General features: G+C 71.6%; 14 protein-coding genes. 9 read left to right on the top strand and 5 right to left on the bottom strand.

Annotated elements, in window-relative coordinates; all coding sequences use genetic code 11:
- Positions 1-61 precede the first annotated feature (61 nt).
- Together murU and B6N23_RS06525 are read right to left on the bottom strand one after the other, a co-directional pair.
- Positions 62-736: an N-acetylmuramate alpha-1-phosphate uridylyltransferase MurU gene (gene murU / locus B6N23_RS06530; RefSeq protein ID WP_305503025.1), complete on the bottom strand. Its 675-nt coding sequence runs from the start codon at positions 734-736 to the stop codon at positions 62-64.
- On the bottom strand, positions 733-1755 hold the full coding sequence (locus tag B6N23_RS06525; RefSeq protein WP_305503022.1) for an aminoglycoside phosphotransferase family protein: 1023 nt from the start codon (positions 1753-1755) through the stop codon (positions 733-735). Before B6N23_RS06525 ends, murU begins: the two co-directional genes overlap by 4 nt.
- Before the next feature lie 156 nt (positions 1756-1911).
- Between B6N23_RS06525 and B6N23_RS06520 the strand changes: the two genes are divergently transcribed.
- The 8 genes from B6N23_RS06520 (at position 1912) to B6N23_RS06485 (ending at position 9765) form a co-directional block, all read left to right on the top strand.
- The gene (locus B6N23_RS06520) at positions 1912-4341 is read left to right on the top strand and encodes an LPS-assembly protein LptD (RefSeq protein WP_305503020.1); all 2430 of its coding nucleotides are present in this window, start codon (positions 1912-1914) and stop codon (positions 4339-4341) included.
- 41 nt (positions 4342-4382) lie between these two features.
- A complete protein-coding gene (locus B6N23_RS06515; protein WP_305503018.1) occupies positions 4383-5057 on the top strand; it encodes a SurA N-terminal domain-containing protein in 675 nt (224 codons plus the stop codon).
- Positions 5057-6100 carry a 4-hydroxythreonine-4-phosphate dehydrogenase PdxA gene (pdxA, locus tag B6N23_RS06510; RefSeq protein WP_305503016.1) on the top strand — a complete coding sequence of 348 codons (1044 nt, stop codon included), beginning with the start codon at positions 5057-5059 and terminating at the stop codon, positions 6098-6100. The genes B6N23_RS06515 and pdxA overlap by 1 nt, the downstream gene beginning before the upstream one ends.
- 68 nt (positions 6101-6168) lie before the next feature.
- Positions 6169-6999, top strand: a complete 831-nt coding sequence (gene rsmA / locus B6N23_RS06505) for a 16S rRNA (adenine(1518)-N(6)/adenine(1519)-N(6))-dimethyltransferase RsmA (RefSeq protein ID WP_169957575.1) — start codon at positions 6169-6171, stop codon at positions 6997-6999.
- A complete protein-coding gene (apaG, locus tag B6N23_RS06500; protein ID WP_169957576.1) occupies positions 6996-7394 on the top strand; it encodes a Co2+/Mg2+ efflux facilitator ApaG/CorD in 399 nt (132 codons plus the stop codon). The genes rsmA and apaG overlap by 4 nt, the downstream gene beginning before the upstream one ends.
- Positions 7395-7426: 32 nt before the next feature.
- Positions 7427-8245 (top strand): symmetrical bis(5'-nucleosyl)-tetraphosphatase, encoded by an 819-nt coding sequence (locus tag B6N23_RS06495; protein ID WP_302141210.1) that lies wholly within the window; start codon positions 7427-7429, stop codon positions 8243-8245.
- Between the two features lie 41 nt (positions 8246-8286).
- The gene (gene glpE, locus B6N23_RS06490) at positions 8287-8607 is read left to right on the top strand and encodes a thiosulfate sulfurtransferase GlpE (RefSeq protein WP_110068532.1); all 321 of its coding nucleotides are present in this window, start codon (positions 8287-8289) and stop codon (positions 8605-8607) included.
- A 3-nt stretch (positions 8608-8610) separates the two neighbouring features.
- Positions 8611-9765 carry a tRNA nucleotidyltransferase/poly(A) polymerase-related protein gene (locus B6N23_RS06485; RefSeq protein ID WP_305503012.1) on the top strand — a complete coding sequence of 385 codons (1155 nt, stop codon included), beginning with the start codon at positions 8611-8613 and terminating at the stop codon, positions 9763-9765.
- A gap of 6 nt (positions 9766-9771) precedes the next feature.
- Here the strand turns inward: B6N23_RS06485 and folK are convergent, their stop codons facing one another.
- On the bottom strand, positions 9772-10290 hold the full coding sequence (folK, locus tag B6N23_RS06480) for a 2-amino-4-hydroxy-6-hydroxymethyldihydropteridine diphosphokinase (protein WP_305503010.1): 519 nt from the start codon (positions 10288-10290) through the stop codon (positions 9772-9774).
- The gene (gene folB / locus B6N23_RS06475; protein ID WP_305503007.1) at positions 10290-10655 is read right to left on the bottom strand and encodes a dihydroneopterin aldolase; all 366 of its coding nucleotides are present in this window, start codon (positions 10653-10655) and stop codon (positions 10290-10292) included. The genes folK and folB overlap by 1 nt, the downstream gene beginning before the upstream one ends.
- A gap of 167 nt (positions 10656-10822) precedes the next feature.
- Here folB and plsY point away from each other — a divergent pair, with 167 nt between their 5' ends.
- On the top strand, positions 10823-11431 hold the full coding sequence (gene plsY / locus B6N23_RS06470) for a glycerol-3-phosphate 1-O-acyltransferase PlsY (RefSeq protein ID WP_302141218.1): 609 nt from the start codon (positions 10823-10825) through the stop codon (positions 11429-11431).
- A gap of 223 nt (positions 11432-11654) precedes the next feature.
- Here plsY and tsaD read toward each other — a convergent pair whose 3' ends face one another.
- Positions 11655-12683 carry a tRNA (adenosine(37)-N6)-threonylcarbamoyltransferase complex transferase subunit TsaD gene (gene tsaD / locus B6N23_RS06465; RefSeq protein ID WP_169957581.1) on the bottom strand — a complete coding sequence of 343 codons (1029 nt, stop codon included), beginning with the start codon at positions 12681-12683 and terminating at the stop codon, positions 11655-11657.
- Between the last annotated feature and the right edge of the window lie 19 nt (positions 12684-12702).

The following is a 12702-nucleotide window of genomic DNA, read 5'->3' as shown; positions in this document are numbered from 1 at the left end:
GTTCCGGTGGTGGCGGCTGGAAGCGAGTATCTCACGACGTTATCGAAAACCCGACAGACTGCTAGGAGATATGCCTATCGAGCAGGCGCCGGTCGAGCTCGGCCAGCCGTTCGGGGGTGCCCACGTCGACCCACTCGCCGCGATGGTGGTGGCCGCCCACGCGCCCCGCGGCCATGGCGCGGCGCAGCAGCGGTGCCAGGGCGAAGGCGCCGCGGGGCTCGTCGGCCACCAGCGCGGGATGCATCAGGCTGATGCCGGCGAAGGTGAGGCGCGGCTCGCCCTCGGCGTGGACGCGGCCGGCGGCATCCAGATGGAAGTCGCCGGTCGGGTGGTGGTCGGGATTGGTCACCAGCGCAAGGCACGCCAGGTCGTCGCCCAGGGCGGGCAGGTCGGCCGGGTCGAGGTCGCACCAGATGTCGCCGTTGACCAGCAGGAAGGGCGCCTCGCCGAGCAGCGGCAGCGCCTGGCGGATGCCGCCGCCGGTCTCCAGCGGCGCCTCCTCGCGGCTCCAGGCGATCCGCACCCCGTACTCGGTGCCGTCGCCCAGGGCGGCGATGATCTGCTCGGCGCGGTAGCTCACGTTGATCACCACCTCGGTGATGCCCGCTATCCGAAGCCGCGCCAGGTGGTGGACGATCAGCGGCCGGCCGCCCACCGGCAGCAGCGGCTTGGGGCAGCGGTCGGTGAGCGGGCGCATGCGGGTGCCGAGCCCCGCGGCCAGGATCATCGCCTTCATTCCGTGCCCTCCAGGCGTGCCGCCAGGGCCGGGCGGAAGGTGTCGGCCAGCCAGGCCTTGACGTCGGCGTGCCCGTCGAGCCCTGCCAGGCTCTCTTCCAGATGGGCCAGGAAGTGGGGCAGGCGCTCAAGGTAGCCGCTCTTGTGGTCGCGCAGGGTCAGCCGGCAGAAGATCCCCAGCACCTTCAGCGAGCGCTGGGCGGCCATGGCCTGAGCCTGGGCCAGGAAGGTGGCCGTCTCCACGCCGGCGGGCAGGCGGCCATCGGCCTGGGCGCGGCGGTAGAAGGCCTCCACCCAGGTGGCGAAGCGGTCGGCGTCGAAGCGGCAGTAGCGCCCGCGCAGCAGCGAGATCAGGTCGTAGCTGAGCGGGCCGGCCACCGCGTCCTGGAAGTCGATCAGGTGCAGGGTGTCGCCGTGCACCATCAGGTTCATGGCGTCATAGTCGCGGTGCACCGTGACCACTGGCTGAGACAGGGCCGAGGCGATCAGCGCCTCGCGCAGGTCGCCCCACCCGGGCGGCGGCGCCAGGTCCAGCCACTCGCCAAGGCACCACTCGGGGAAGAGGTCGAGCTCGCGGCCCAGCAGGGCCCTGTCGAAGCGGGGCAGCGCGTCCGGGCCGGCGCGGTTCTGCAGCTCATGGATCAGGGCAATGGCCCGCTCGTGCCAGGCCAGGGTGGCGGCGTCGTCCTCGTGGCCGAAGCAGGCCTGCAGGGGGGTATCGCCCAGGTCATCGAGCTCCAGGAAGCCGCGGGCAAGGTCCTCGCCGTGAAGACGCGGCACCGGCAGGCCGGCGGCGGCCCAGCGCCGGGCGATGGCCACGAAGGGGTGGCTGTCCTCCTGCTCCGGCGGGGCATCCATCAGCATTCGGGTGACGCCACCCGGCAGCGACAGCCGGTAGTAGCGGCGAAAGCTGGCGTCGCCGGCGGCCAGGCGCAGGTCGATCTCCTCGGCCGGCAGGCCGTGGCGCTCGGCGGCCCACCGGCTGAGCAGCGCGAGGCGCGAGGGGGCGGCGTCGGACATGGTGGCTGGCTCCTGGGTGACGTGAAGGGTCCGGCGGCGGGTCGGTTGACGGCCGCGGGGGCTCGCCGCATGCTGAGCGCAGCGTGGCCCGCCGGCAGCACAGGCGCGGTGCGGCCTGTATAATACCGATTCACCCCGCCAAGGACATCGAGGAACATGGGCAAGCGACTCTCATGGACGGCCCTGGCCGGCCTGGCGACCCTGAGCCTGGCCGGCGCTCCCTATGCGGCGGCCTCGCCCGCCTCCCTGCCCGCCGAGTCGCTGGACTTCCGCCCCTGGGGCGATGACCGCCCCGCCGGCGCCCTGTGCCGCGGCGTCTACGTGATGCCCGACTACCGCCTTGCCGAGCCGCCGCCGGGCCGCGTGGCCAGCGAGTCGGACAGTGCCAGCTACGGCGAGGATGGCGAGACGATCCTGCGCGGCGAGGTGGTGCTGCGTCGCGATACCGCCCAGCTCGAGACCCCCCAGGTACGAGTGCCCGGCAGCCGGGAGCGTGCCTTCGCCGAGGGTCCCCTGGCGCTGCGCGACCAGAACCTGCTGGTGCGTGGCGAGGCCGCCGAGCTGTCACTGGTCAGCGATGCGGCGCGCATCGACAACGCTCACTACGTGGTCCACGACCGCCACCTGCGCGGCGATGCCCTGCAGCTGGAGCGCCTGGAGGATGGTCGTTACCGGCTCTCCTCGGCGAGCTTCACCACCTGCGACCCCGGTGACAACCTCTGGCGCCTGGTGGGGGGCGACGTGGTGCTCGACCGCGAGAGCGGCTTCGGCACCGCCCGAAATGCAAGGCTCGAGGTGGGGCGGGTGCCGGTCTTCTACTGGCCCTGGGTGCGCTTTCCCATCGACGATCGCCGCCACACCGGTTTCCTGTGGCCGGCCGTGGGGATCTCCAGCGATGCCGTGGACTACGCCCAGCCCTTCTACTGGAACATCGCGCCCAACCACGACGCCACCATCACCCCGCGCTGGATCACCGATCGAGGCCTGCTGCTGGGCGGCGAATACCGCTACCTCTTCCCCAGCGACGCCGGCCAGATCGAGGGGGCCTTCCTCGGCAGCGACGACGGCGGGTCCAGCGACGACCCCAACGCCGCCTCGCGCCGCCACGAGGGCGAGGACCGCTGGTATGTGGACTACCGCCACGCCGGTACGCTCAATCCGCGCAGCCGCTACCAGCTGCGCTACGGGGCGGCCAGCGACGGCCGCTACTTCGACGACTTCGGCAGCGACTTCGCCGAGCAGAACACCTCCGCCATGCCGCGCCTGGCCCAGATCGACTACCGCGGCGACGTCTGGCGCCTCGACGCCCGGGCCCAGGGCTTCCAGAAGCTGGACGACCCCCTGGCCGACCGCGACAAGCCCTTCTACCGGCTGCCGAGCCTCTCCGCCAGTGCGCGCTGGAACCAGGGAGGCTTCTACCAGCAGTGGGGCTCCAACTACACCTACTTCTGGCGCGACGTGGACGAGAACAGTATTCCCTTGGAGAGGGAGTCCGCCATCGGCTCGCGGCTGCACCTGACGCCGGCGATGGGCTGGCGCTTCGACGAGAGCTGGGGGCACCTGGAGCCGCGCCTGGAGTGGCTGGCCACCGCCTACGAGCTCGACTACGGCGAGCGCGAGACCGACCGCGACACCTCCCTGACCCGCGAGGTGCCGGTGGCCTCCCTCGACGGCGGCCTGGTCTTCGAGCGCGAGCTGGAGCTGGGGGGGAGCGGCTACCGCCAGACCCTGGAGCCCCGCGCCAACTACGCCTATGTGCCGGCCCGGGATCAGTCGGAGTTCCCCGACTTCGATACCAGCGAGCGCGCCTTCTCCTGGGGCCAGCTCTGGTCGCCCCATCGCTTCTCCGGCAGCGACCGCGTCGGCGACCTCAATCGCCTCTCTCTGGGGGTGGAGTCGCGGCTGCTGGAGGACGCCCGCGGCCGCGAGCGCGTCTCCGTGGGGGTAGGCCAGGCCTACTACTTTGAGGATCGCACCATCGACATGAACGGCGATCCCGATACCCTGCCCGGCAACTTCATCGATCGCTACCGGGCCACCCGCGACCGCTCGCCGGTGGTGACCCGTGCCGACTGGCAGATCACCGACCGCTGGCGCACCCGCTGGCAGTGGCTCTACGACGACAACTTCGAGCAGACCGAGCGCACCTCCCTCGACCTGCAGTATCGCTCGCCCGCGGGCCACGCATTGAACCTCGGCTACCGCTGGGAGCTCCAAGGCTTCGATCCGAACACCACGGATGACACCACGGACGAGTTCCGCGACTTCAACCGCGAGGAGTACGACCTGTCGTTCGCCTGGAAGGCCAGCCACCGCGTCGACCTGATCGGTCGCTTCCTCTACGACCACACCAACGACCGCTCCCTGGAGCAGCTGGCGGGTGTGCAGTGGAACGACTGCTGCTATGGTCTGCAGCTGGTCTGGCGGGAGTGGGTCGATGACAACGACACGGCCCGGGTGGAGGACGACTTCACCGATCGCGGGATCTTCCTGCGCTTCGTGTTCAAGGGTCTCGGCGGCGTGGGCCGCGAGGCCGACAGCTACTTCGAGGAGGCCATCCCGGGCTATCGCTCCACCGCCTTCTGACCCGGGCGCCACCCGCCGTTGCCAAGTTCTAGAGAGGAAAGATGACACATAAGCAGACAGTGAGCCGCCGGCGCACCCCCCCGATGGCCGCCGGCCTGGCCCTGGCGCTGGGCCTTTCCGCCGTGCCGCTGAGCGTCCAGGCCCAGGAGTTCCAGTCGATCCAGCGCCAGTCGCTGGATCGCATCGTGGCGGTGGTCAACCAGGGCGCCATCATGGCGAGCGAGCTGGAGGAGCGGGTGGCCCAGACCCGCAGCCAGCTCACCGCCCAGCAGATCGACCTCCCCCCTGAGCGGGTGCTGCGCGAGCAGCTCCTCGAGCAGATGATCCTTGAGGAGATCCAGCTGCAGATGGCCCGGGAGGCCGGGCTCTCCATCGATGACACCGAGCTCAACCGCCAGGTGCGGGCCATCGCCGAGAGCAACGGCATGAGCCTTGAGCAGTTTGCCGACGCCCTGGAGGCCGACGGCCTGGCACTCGCCACCGTGCGCGAGGAGATCCGCCGCGAGCTGGTGCTGCGCGAGCTGCAGCAGCGCCGGGTGGGCAGCCGGGGCAATCTCTCCGAACGGGAGGTGGAGCGTTTCATGGAGCAGGAGGGCGCCAGCCGCCAGCAGGCCCAGCAGGCGCTTTTCCAGCGTCGCGCCAACGAGGAGCTGGAGGTCTGGCTGCAGGAGATCCGCTCCCAGGCCTTCGTCGACAACCGGCTCGACGGCCGCTGATGGCGCCGGCCGAGCCCCCGGTGCTGGCGCTGACCACCGGCGAGCCGGCCGGCATCGGTCCGGAGCTGGTCGTGATGCTGGCGGCTCAGTCACGGCCGGCGGCCCGGGTGGTCGCGGTGGGGGACCCGGGGCTTCTGGCCGAGCGCGCCGCCGGGCTCGGCATCGCCCTCGAGCCGCTCGAGCTCGCCCCCGGCCAGGCGGTGTCCGAGGCCGCTCCCGGGCGCCTGCCGGTGTGGCCGGTGGCCCTGCGGGCGCCGTCCCGCCCCGGCCAGTTGGACGCGGCCAATGCCGCTTACGTGCTCGAGACCCTGGACGTGGCGATCGCCGCCTGTCGCGCCGGCCACGCCGCGGGGATGGTCACCGCACCGCTGCACAAGGGGGTGATCCTCGATGCCGGCCACGCCGGCTTCACCGGTCACACCGAGTACCTGCGCGACGCCTGCGGGGTGGAGGAAGTGGTGATGATGCTCGCCACCGACCTCGCGCTGCACGCCACCCGACCCGGCTGGCGGGGCTCGCCGGCGCTGCGGGTGGCGCTGGCCACCACCCACCTGCCGCTGCGCGAGGTGGCCGATGCCATCACCGCCGGGCGCCTCTCCCGGGTGCTGCGCATCCTCGATGCGGAGCTGAAGCACTGGTATGGCCTCCCGGCGCCGCGCATCGCGGTGTGCGGGCTCAACCCCCACGCCGGCGAGGGTGGCCACCTGGGCCGCGAGGAGCTCGAGGTGATCGAGCCGGCGCTCGCGGCGCTGCGCGCCGAGGGGCTGCGGCTGGACGGCCCGCTCCCCGCCGATACCCTGTTCACGCCGCGTCACCTCGAGGGGGTCGACGCGGTGTTGGCCATGTATCATGACCAGGGCCTGCCGGTGCTCAAGTACGCCGGCTTCGGCAGCGCGGCCAATATTACCCTCGGGCTGCCCTTCGTGCGCACCTCGGTGGATCACGGCACCGCCCTGGATCTCGCCGGCACGGGGCGCGCCGACCCCGGCAGCCTGCGCGTGGCCGTGGCGCTGGCCGCCGAGATGGCCTGGCGCCGCTCATAAGCCGGTCGCCGGAAAGCTCCGTTTCCATGCAAGAATTCAAGATCCTAGCGATAGAAGGACACCCCTGAATGTCATCTCGCCCCCCGGTTCACCGGGCCCGCAAGCGCTTCGGCCAGAACTTCCTGCGTGACCGCGGCATCATCTCGCGCATCGTGCGCGCCATCGGGCCGCGTCCCGGCGAGCGCCTGGTGGAGATCGGCCCCGGCCAGGGCGCCCTCACCGAGCCGCTGCTGGAGGCCGCCGAGGGTCATCTCGAGGTGATCGAGCTCGACCGCGACCTGATCCCCGGGCTGCGGGTGCAGTTCTTCAACTACCCCGGCTTCGTGATCCACGAGGGCGACGCCCTCAAGTTCGACTTCCGCGCCCTGCGAGGCGAGGGCGAGCGGCTGCGGGTGGTGGGCAACCTGCCCTACAACATCTCCACCCCGCTGATCGCCCACCTGCTGCAGTCCGGCGATGCCATCGCCGACATGCACTTCATGCTGCAGAAGGAGGTGGTGGAGCGCCTGGCCGCCGAACCGGGCGGCCCCGACTGGGGGCGGCTCTCGGTGATGGCCCAATACCGCTGCCGGGTGGACTCGCTGTTCGTGGTGCCGCCCGAGGCCTTCGTGCCTCGGCCCAAGGTGGACTCCGCCATCGTGCGCCTGACGCCCCATGCCGAGCTGCCCCATCCGGCCACCGACGAGGCGCTGCTCTTCACCCTGGTGCGCGAGGCCTTCGGCCAGCGTCGCAAGACCCTGCGCAACAACCTCAAGGGGCGCATCACGGCGGAGGCGCTCGAGGCGCTCGGCATCGATCCCGCCCGCCGCCCCCAGACCCTCACCGTGGAAGAGTTCGTGCGCATCGCCAACCACCTGGCCCAAAGCGGCGCCGAGGCGGGCGAGGAGGTGCCGGAATGAGGCCGGTGCTGCCCGAGGCCCTGCAGGGCCAGATCAGGGTCGAGGTGGAGCCCGAATTCCGCGAGGAGGAGTCCGCACCGGGCGAGGGGCGCTACGTCTTCAGCTACACGGTGACGGTGCACAACGCCTCGCGCCACAGCATCCAGCTGATGGCCCGCCACTGGAAGATCACCCAGGGCAGCGGCAAGGTCCAGGAGGTGCGCGGCAAGGGGGTGGTGGGCCAGCAGCCGATGATCGGGCCGGGGCAGCAGTTCCGATACACCAGCCGGGCGATCCTCGATGGCCCCGTGGGGGTGATGGAGGGCGACTACACCTGCGTGGATACCGCCTCCCAGCGCCCCTTCGAGGTGGCCATCGCCCCCTTCCGCCTGGCCGGCCCCAACCAGGTACACTGAATCCACTGTTTCACCCTTGCCGGGAGCGCCATATGACCACCTATGCCATCGGCGACCTCCAGGGCTGTCACGCCGAGTTCGTCGAGCTCCTCGAGGCCCTCGACTTCGATCCCCGCCGCGACCGACTGTGGCTGGCCGGTGACCTGGTCAACCGCGGCCCGGGGTCGCTGGCCTGCCTGCGCGAGGTGATGGCACTGGGTGAGGCGGCCCGGGTGGTGCTCGGCAACCACGACCTGCACCTGCTCGCCGTGGCCCGCGGCGGCGCGGCCCTCAACCGCAAGGACACCCTGGATGCCATACTCGCCGCACCGGACCGCGAGGCGCTGCTGGACTGGCTGCAGTCGCGGCCTCTGCTGGTGCGCGACACCCTCGGGCAGGACACCCTGATGACCCACGCCGGCCTGCTGCCCCAGTGGTCGCTGGACCAGGCCGCCGGCCTGGCCCGGGAGGTCCAGGCCGTGCTCGGCGGCGAGCACGCCGGGGCCTTCCTCGAGCGCATGTACGGCAACGCCCCGGCGCTGTGGCGCGACGACCTCGATGGCGTCGACCGGCTGCGGGCCATCGTCAACGTCTTCACCCGCATGCGCTTCATCGATGCCGAGGGAAGGCTCGACTTCTCCGCCAAGGAGGGGCTCGACAGCGCCCCGCCGGGTTTCGCTCCCTGGTTCCAGTACCCCCGCGGCGACGGCGCCCGGCTGCTGTTCGGCCACTGGGCGGCCCTGCAGGGGGCGACCCCGCACAGTCGCGTCGATGCCCAGGCCCTGGATACCGGCTGCGTGTGGGGCGGGGCGCTCACCGCCCTGGCCCTCGAGAGCGGCGAGCGCGCAAGCGTGCCCAGCCGGCGGCGCTGACGCCGGCGATAACCTTCAAGCCCTGACCACGAGAGGCCACCATGAGCTTCCAGCATCTCGATATCCCGACCCTGCAGGCCTGGCTCGACGAGGGCCGCGAGGCGGCGCTGGTCGATATCCGCGACCCCATGAGTTACGCCCAGGGGCACATTCCCGGCAGCCGGCGCCTGGACAACGACAGCGTCGGCGCCTTCCTCGGCGAGACCCCGGCCGAGCGGCCGGTGGTGGTGGTCTGCTATCACGGTCACTCCAGCCAGCAGGCTGCCGCCTGGCTGGCCGGCCAGGGGCTGTCCGAGGTCTACAGCCTCGACGGCGGCTTCACCGAGTGGCAGCTTCGCCACCCCGACCGCGTGGAGGCCTGACCCTTGGACGTGACGCGGGACCCCGCCGTGGAGGGCCTCGAGGTCTTCTGCGTGCGCGGGGCGGTGCGCGATGCGCGTCTGGGCTGGCCGGTCTACGACCACGACTGGGTGGTGGTGGGGGCCACGCCGGAGGAGATGCACCGCCGCGGTTTCAAGCCGGTGGGGCGCGACTTCCCGGTCTTCCTGCATCCCGAGACCCACGAGGAGTACGCCCTGGCGCGCACCGAGCGCAAGGCCGGCCACGGCTACACCGGCTTCGTGGTGCACGCCAGCCCCGAGGTGACCCTGGAGGAGGACCTGGCGCGCCGCGACCTGACCCTCAACGCCATGGCCGAGAGCCCCGCGGGGGAGCTGATCGACCCCTACGGCGGCCTGGCCGACCTGGAGGCGCGAGTGCTGCGCCATGTCTCGCCGGCCTTCGTCGAGGACCCGCTGCGGGTGCTGCGGGCGGCGCGCTTCCTGGCCCGCTATGCCGGGCTCGGCTTCACTATCGCCGAGGAGACCCGGGCGCTGATGCGGGAGCTGGTGGCCAGCGGTGAGATCGGCCACCTGGTGGCCGAGCGGGTCTGGACCGAGACCGAGAAGGCGCTCGCCGAGCCCTGGCCGGAGGTCTACTTCCAGGCGCTGGAGGCGTGCGGTGCCCTGGCGGTACTGATGCCGGAACTCGCGGCCGACCCCGAGGCGCTGGACGAGGCCCTGGGCAGGCTCCATTGCCTGCCGGAAGAGCTCGATGGCGAGGCGCTGGCGCGCTGGCGCTGGGCGCGACTGGTGGAGCACCTGGACGAGGCGGCGCGAAGCGCCCTGGCCGAACGGCTGCGCCTGCCCAGGGCCCATGCCGCCCTGGCTCGCCAGGCGGCGCTGACCCGGGAACTGTGTCGGGAGGCGCGCGAGGGGGCGCTGCCGGGGCAGCGGATACTGGGCTGGCTGGATGCCATCGATGCCTGGCGGCGCGGCGAGCGGGTGGCCCCGCTGGTGAGCCTGGTGAGCCTCGAGGCGCCGGCGCTGGCCGACGACCTGGCGCTGGCCTGGCGGCTGGCGGCCCAGGTGCTGCCGACGACGCTGGTGGAGGAGGGCTTCCAGGGGCGAGCGCTGGGCGAGGAGCTGGCCCGCCGGCGGTGCGAGGTCATCGAGGCGGCGCTGGCGCCCCCGGCGTCCTGAGTCGGGTCAGTCGGCCCGGGAGATCATTCGCCCGGCCCAGTGGAACTCGATTGCCCACAGGCGCTGGCTGCCGGCCTCGAAGCCGGCCCACAGCGCCGCATAGGTCTCGCCGCTCTCGGGGTGGCGGGCCTCGGGCAGCAGCTCGGCCAGGGGCTGCAGCACGAAGGCGTGATGCCTGATCTCGTCGCGGGGCAGGGCGACGCCGTCATGCTCGCCGGTCAGTTCCCCCACGGTGAGCAGGTCGATGTCCAGGGTGCGCGGGCTGAACTTGGGGCTCGCCTTGCGCCGGCCGTTGGCGAATTCCAGGCGCTTGCACCAGGCCTGCAGCTCCCCCACCGTCCAGTCGCTGTCGAAGGCCGCCACCAGGTTGTAGAAGTTGCGCCCATCCTCGAAGCCCACCGGCTCGCTCTCGAACACCCGCGAGATCCGGAGCTCTCCGAAGGTCTCCGCCAGGGCATCCAGGCAGGCGTGCACGTGGCGGTCGCGCTCGATATTGCTGCCGATGCTCACCGTGACCAGGGCCATCAGCTTGCCTCCGGGCGAGTGCCGCGTTCGATCTGTACGCCGACGGCCGCCGCGGCGGGCACCGCTCCCGGCTTGCGCACGGTCAGCCGCAGCCAGGGAATGGCGAACTCCTCGCGCAGGGTGTCGGCCAGCCGCTCGGCGAAGGTCTCCACCAGGGCGAAGTCGTGCGCGGCGGCGAAGGCCTGGATGCGCTCGCTGATGGCGGCATAGTCCAGCGTCAGGGTGATGTCGTCCGCGGCCGCGGACGGGCGGATATCCGTGGCCAGCGCCAGGTCGAGCACCAGGCGCTGGGTGATGGTGCGCTCCCAGTCGTAGACCCCGATGACGGTGTCGACGCCGAGGGACTCGATCAGCACGAGATCCATGGTGGAGTTACTTCCGCAGTCAGAGGGTGGGCGCCGCAGTCGTCGAATCGCCTGCGGCAGGCGTGGCGGGATTGTACGCGAGCCGCCCGCTGGCGAACACCGCAGGTGCTGGGCGCGCTTCGCTGTGCCTGGCAGAATGGAGCCTGTTCCTTCTCGGGAGGCCGGCCATGGAAGCGCCGCTCATCTTGTCGCTGCCGCTCTGGGCCCCGATGCTGCCTCTGGTGGCGCTGGGCTATCTCAGCGGGAGCTGGCTGGGAGCCCTGACCGTCTGCCGGCTGGCTGGCGTCGGCGACCCCCGCCTGGACGGCTCCTTCAACCCGGGGTTCTCCAACGTGCTGCGCCTCCACGGGCGCCGCCTGGCGCTGGCCACCCTGCTGGTGGATGCCGCCAAGGGCATGCCGGTGCTGCTGCTGGCGATCCTGCTGGGAATGCCCCCCTGGGCCCAGGGCCTGGTGGGGCTGGCGGTCCTGCTGGGCCACAGCTACCCGCTCTGGCACCGCTTCCGGGGGGGCAAGGCGGTGGCCAGCGCCTTCGGGGTGATGCTGGTGCTGACGCCGGGGGTGGCGCTGGTATGCGCGCTGCTCTGGGCGCTGCTCGCCTGGCGCGTGCGCACCGCCGCGGTGGCGTCGCTGGCCAGCGCCGCCGCCGCTCCCCTCGCCAGCCTGTGGCTGGCGCCGGACTATGTGGTCGTGGTGATCGCCTTCACGCTGCTGGTGCTGGTGCGTCACGTGCTCAATATCCAGCGCCTGGGGCGCGGCGACGAACCAGGGCTTTAGCCTTGTCTGGTGTGTGCCGAGGACGGCCGGGTAACGAAGCGAAGCGATATCTACCCGGGGGGGCTGGCAACGAGCGCCGCCGCGCACGTCAATCGACAGGGATGTCGATTGAGGGGCACCCGTGAAGGATTATGTTGTGCCCCGACGTGCAAGCGGCAAGCGAAGTGGCAGGGTTTCGCCCCCGGGATCGCGAGTCTCGTTACCCGGCGTTCAGGCGTAGGCTTTAAGGCGCTTTCAGCGTATCCATCGGCCAGCGCGGCACCGCCTTCATCACGCCCTGCTCGTCGCGCTCGCCGGCCAGCAGCCGCTGTGCCCCCACATAGGCGATCATCGCGCCGTTGTCGGTGCAGAAGCGCCCACGGGGGTAGTAGGCCCTGGCGCTGCGCTTGGCGCACTCGTGCTCCAGCCGCTCGCGCAGCCGCGCATTGGCGCTGACCCCGCCGGCCATCACCAGGCGCTTGAGGCCGGTCTGATCCAGGGCGCGGCGGCACTTGATCACCAGGGTGTCCACCACCGCCTCCTCGAAGGCGCGGGCCACGTCGGCGCGGGCCTGATCGTCCAGTTCGCCCGCCTCCTCCAGCTGGCGGATGGCGGTCAGGGTGTGGGTCTTGAGGCCCGAGAAGCTGAAGTCGAGCCCCGGGCGGTCGGTCATCGGCCGCGGGAAGCGGAAGCGCTTGGGGTCTCCCTGCTCGGCCAGTCGCGCCACCTGGGGACCGCCGGGGTAGTCCAGGCCGAGCATCTTGGCCGCCTTGTCGAAGGCCTCGCCGGCGGCGTCGTCCACGGACTCGCCCAGCAGGGTGTAGTCGCCAAGGCCCCTCACCTCGACCAGTTGGGTGTGGCCGCCTGAGACCAGCAGCGCCACGAAGGGGAACTCGGGGCGCTCATCCTCCAGCATGGGCGCCAGCAGGTGGCCCTCCATGTGATGAACCCCGAGCACCGGGATGCCCAGCGCCCGGGCCATGCCATGGGCGGTGGCGGCGCCCACCATCAGGGCGCCCACCAGGCCGGGCCCCGCGGTGTAGGCGATGGCGTCCAGCTCGTCGCGGGAGAGCCTCGCCTCGTCGAGCACCTGCTGGATCAGCGGCAGCAGGCGCCGGGTGTGGTCGCGGGAGGCCAGCTCCGGCACCACGCCGCCGTATTCGGCGTGCATGGCCACCTGGCTGTAGAGCGCATCGGCGACGAGGCCGTGCTCGGTGTCGAAGAGGGCGACGCCGGTCTCGTCGCAGGAGGTCTCGATGCCCAGTACGCGCATGGTGTCGGCTCGGTTGTGC

This window comes from Halomonas alkalicola (assembly GCF_030704205.1).
Lineage (GTDB): Bacteria > Pseudomonadota > Gammaproteobacteria > Pseudomonadales > Halomonadaceae > Halomonas > Halomonas alkalicola.
This window is presented reverse-complemented; position numbering and strand designations above follow the sequence as displayed.

What these genes read in the sequence shown, in the direction of transcription:
- murU (WP_305503025.1), bottom strand. Translation starts at nt 736, where the DNA reads ATGAAGGCGATGATCCTGGCCGCGGGGCTCGGCACCCGCATGCGCCCG.
- B6N23_RS06525 (WP_305503022.1), bottom strand. Translation starts at nt 1,755, where the DNA reads ATGTCCGACGCCGCCCCCTCGCGCCTCGCGCTGCTCAGCCGGTGGGCC.
- B6N23_RS06520 (WP_305503020.1), top strand. Translation starts at nt 1,912, where the DNA reads ATGGGCAAGCGACTCTCATGGACGGCCCTGGCCGGCCTGGCGACCCTG.
- B6N23_RS06515 (WP_305503018.1), top strand. Translation starts at nt 4,383, where the DNA reads ATGACACATAAGCAGACAGTGAGCCGCCGGCGCACCCCCCCGATGGCC.
- pdxA (WP_305503016.1), top strand. Translation starts at nt 5,057, where the DNA reads ATGGCGCCGGCCGAGCCCCCGGTGCTGGCGCTGACCACCGGCGAGCCG.
- rsmA (WP_169957575.1), top strand. Translation starts at nt 6,169, where the DNA reads ATGTCATCTCGCCCCCCGGTTCACCGGGCCCGCAAGCGCTTCGGCCAG.
- apaG (WP_169957576.1), top strand. Translation starts at nt 6,996, where the DNA reads ATGAGGCCGGTGCTGCCCGAGGCCCTGCAGGGCCAGATCAGGGTCGAG.
- B6N23_RS06495 (WP_302141210.1), top strand. Translation starts at nt 7,427, where the DNA reads ATGACCACCTATGCCATCGGCGACCTCCAGGGCTGTCACGCCGAGTTC.
- glpE (WP_110068532.1), top strand. Translation starts at nt 8,287, where the DNA reads ATGAGCTTCCAGCATCTCGATATCCCGACCCTGCAGGCCTGGCTCGAC.
- folK (WP_305503010.1), bottom strand. Translation starts at nt 10,290, where the DNA reads ATGGCCCTGGTCACGGTGAGCATCGGCAGCAATATCGAGCGCGACCGC.
- folB (WP_305503007.1), bottom strand. Translation starts at nt 10,655, where the DNA reads ATGGATCTCGTGCTGATCGAGTCCCTCGGCGTCGACACCGTCATCGGG.
- plsY (WP_302141218.1), top strand. Translation starts at nt 10,823, where the DNA reads ATGGAAGCGCCGCTCATCTTGTCGCTGCCGCTCTGGGCCCCGATGCTG.
- tsaD (WP_169957581.1), bottom strand. Translation starts at nt 12,683, where the DNA reads ATGCGCGTACTGGGCATCGAGACCTCCTGCGACGAGACCGGCGTCGCC.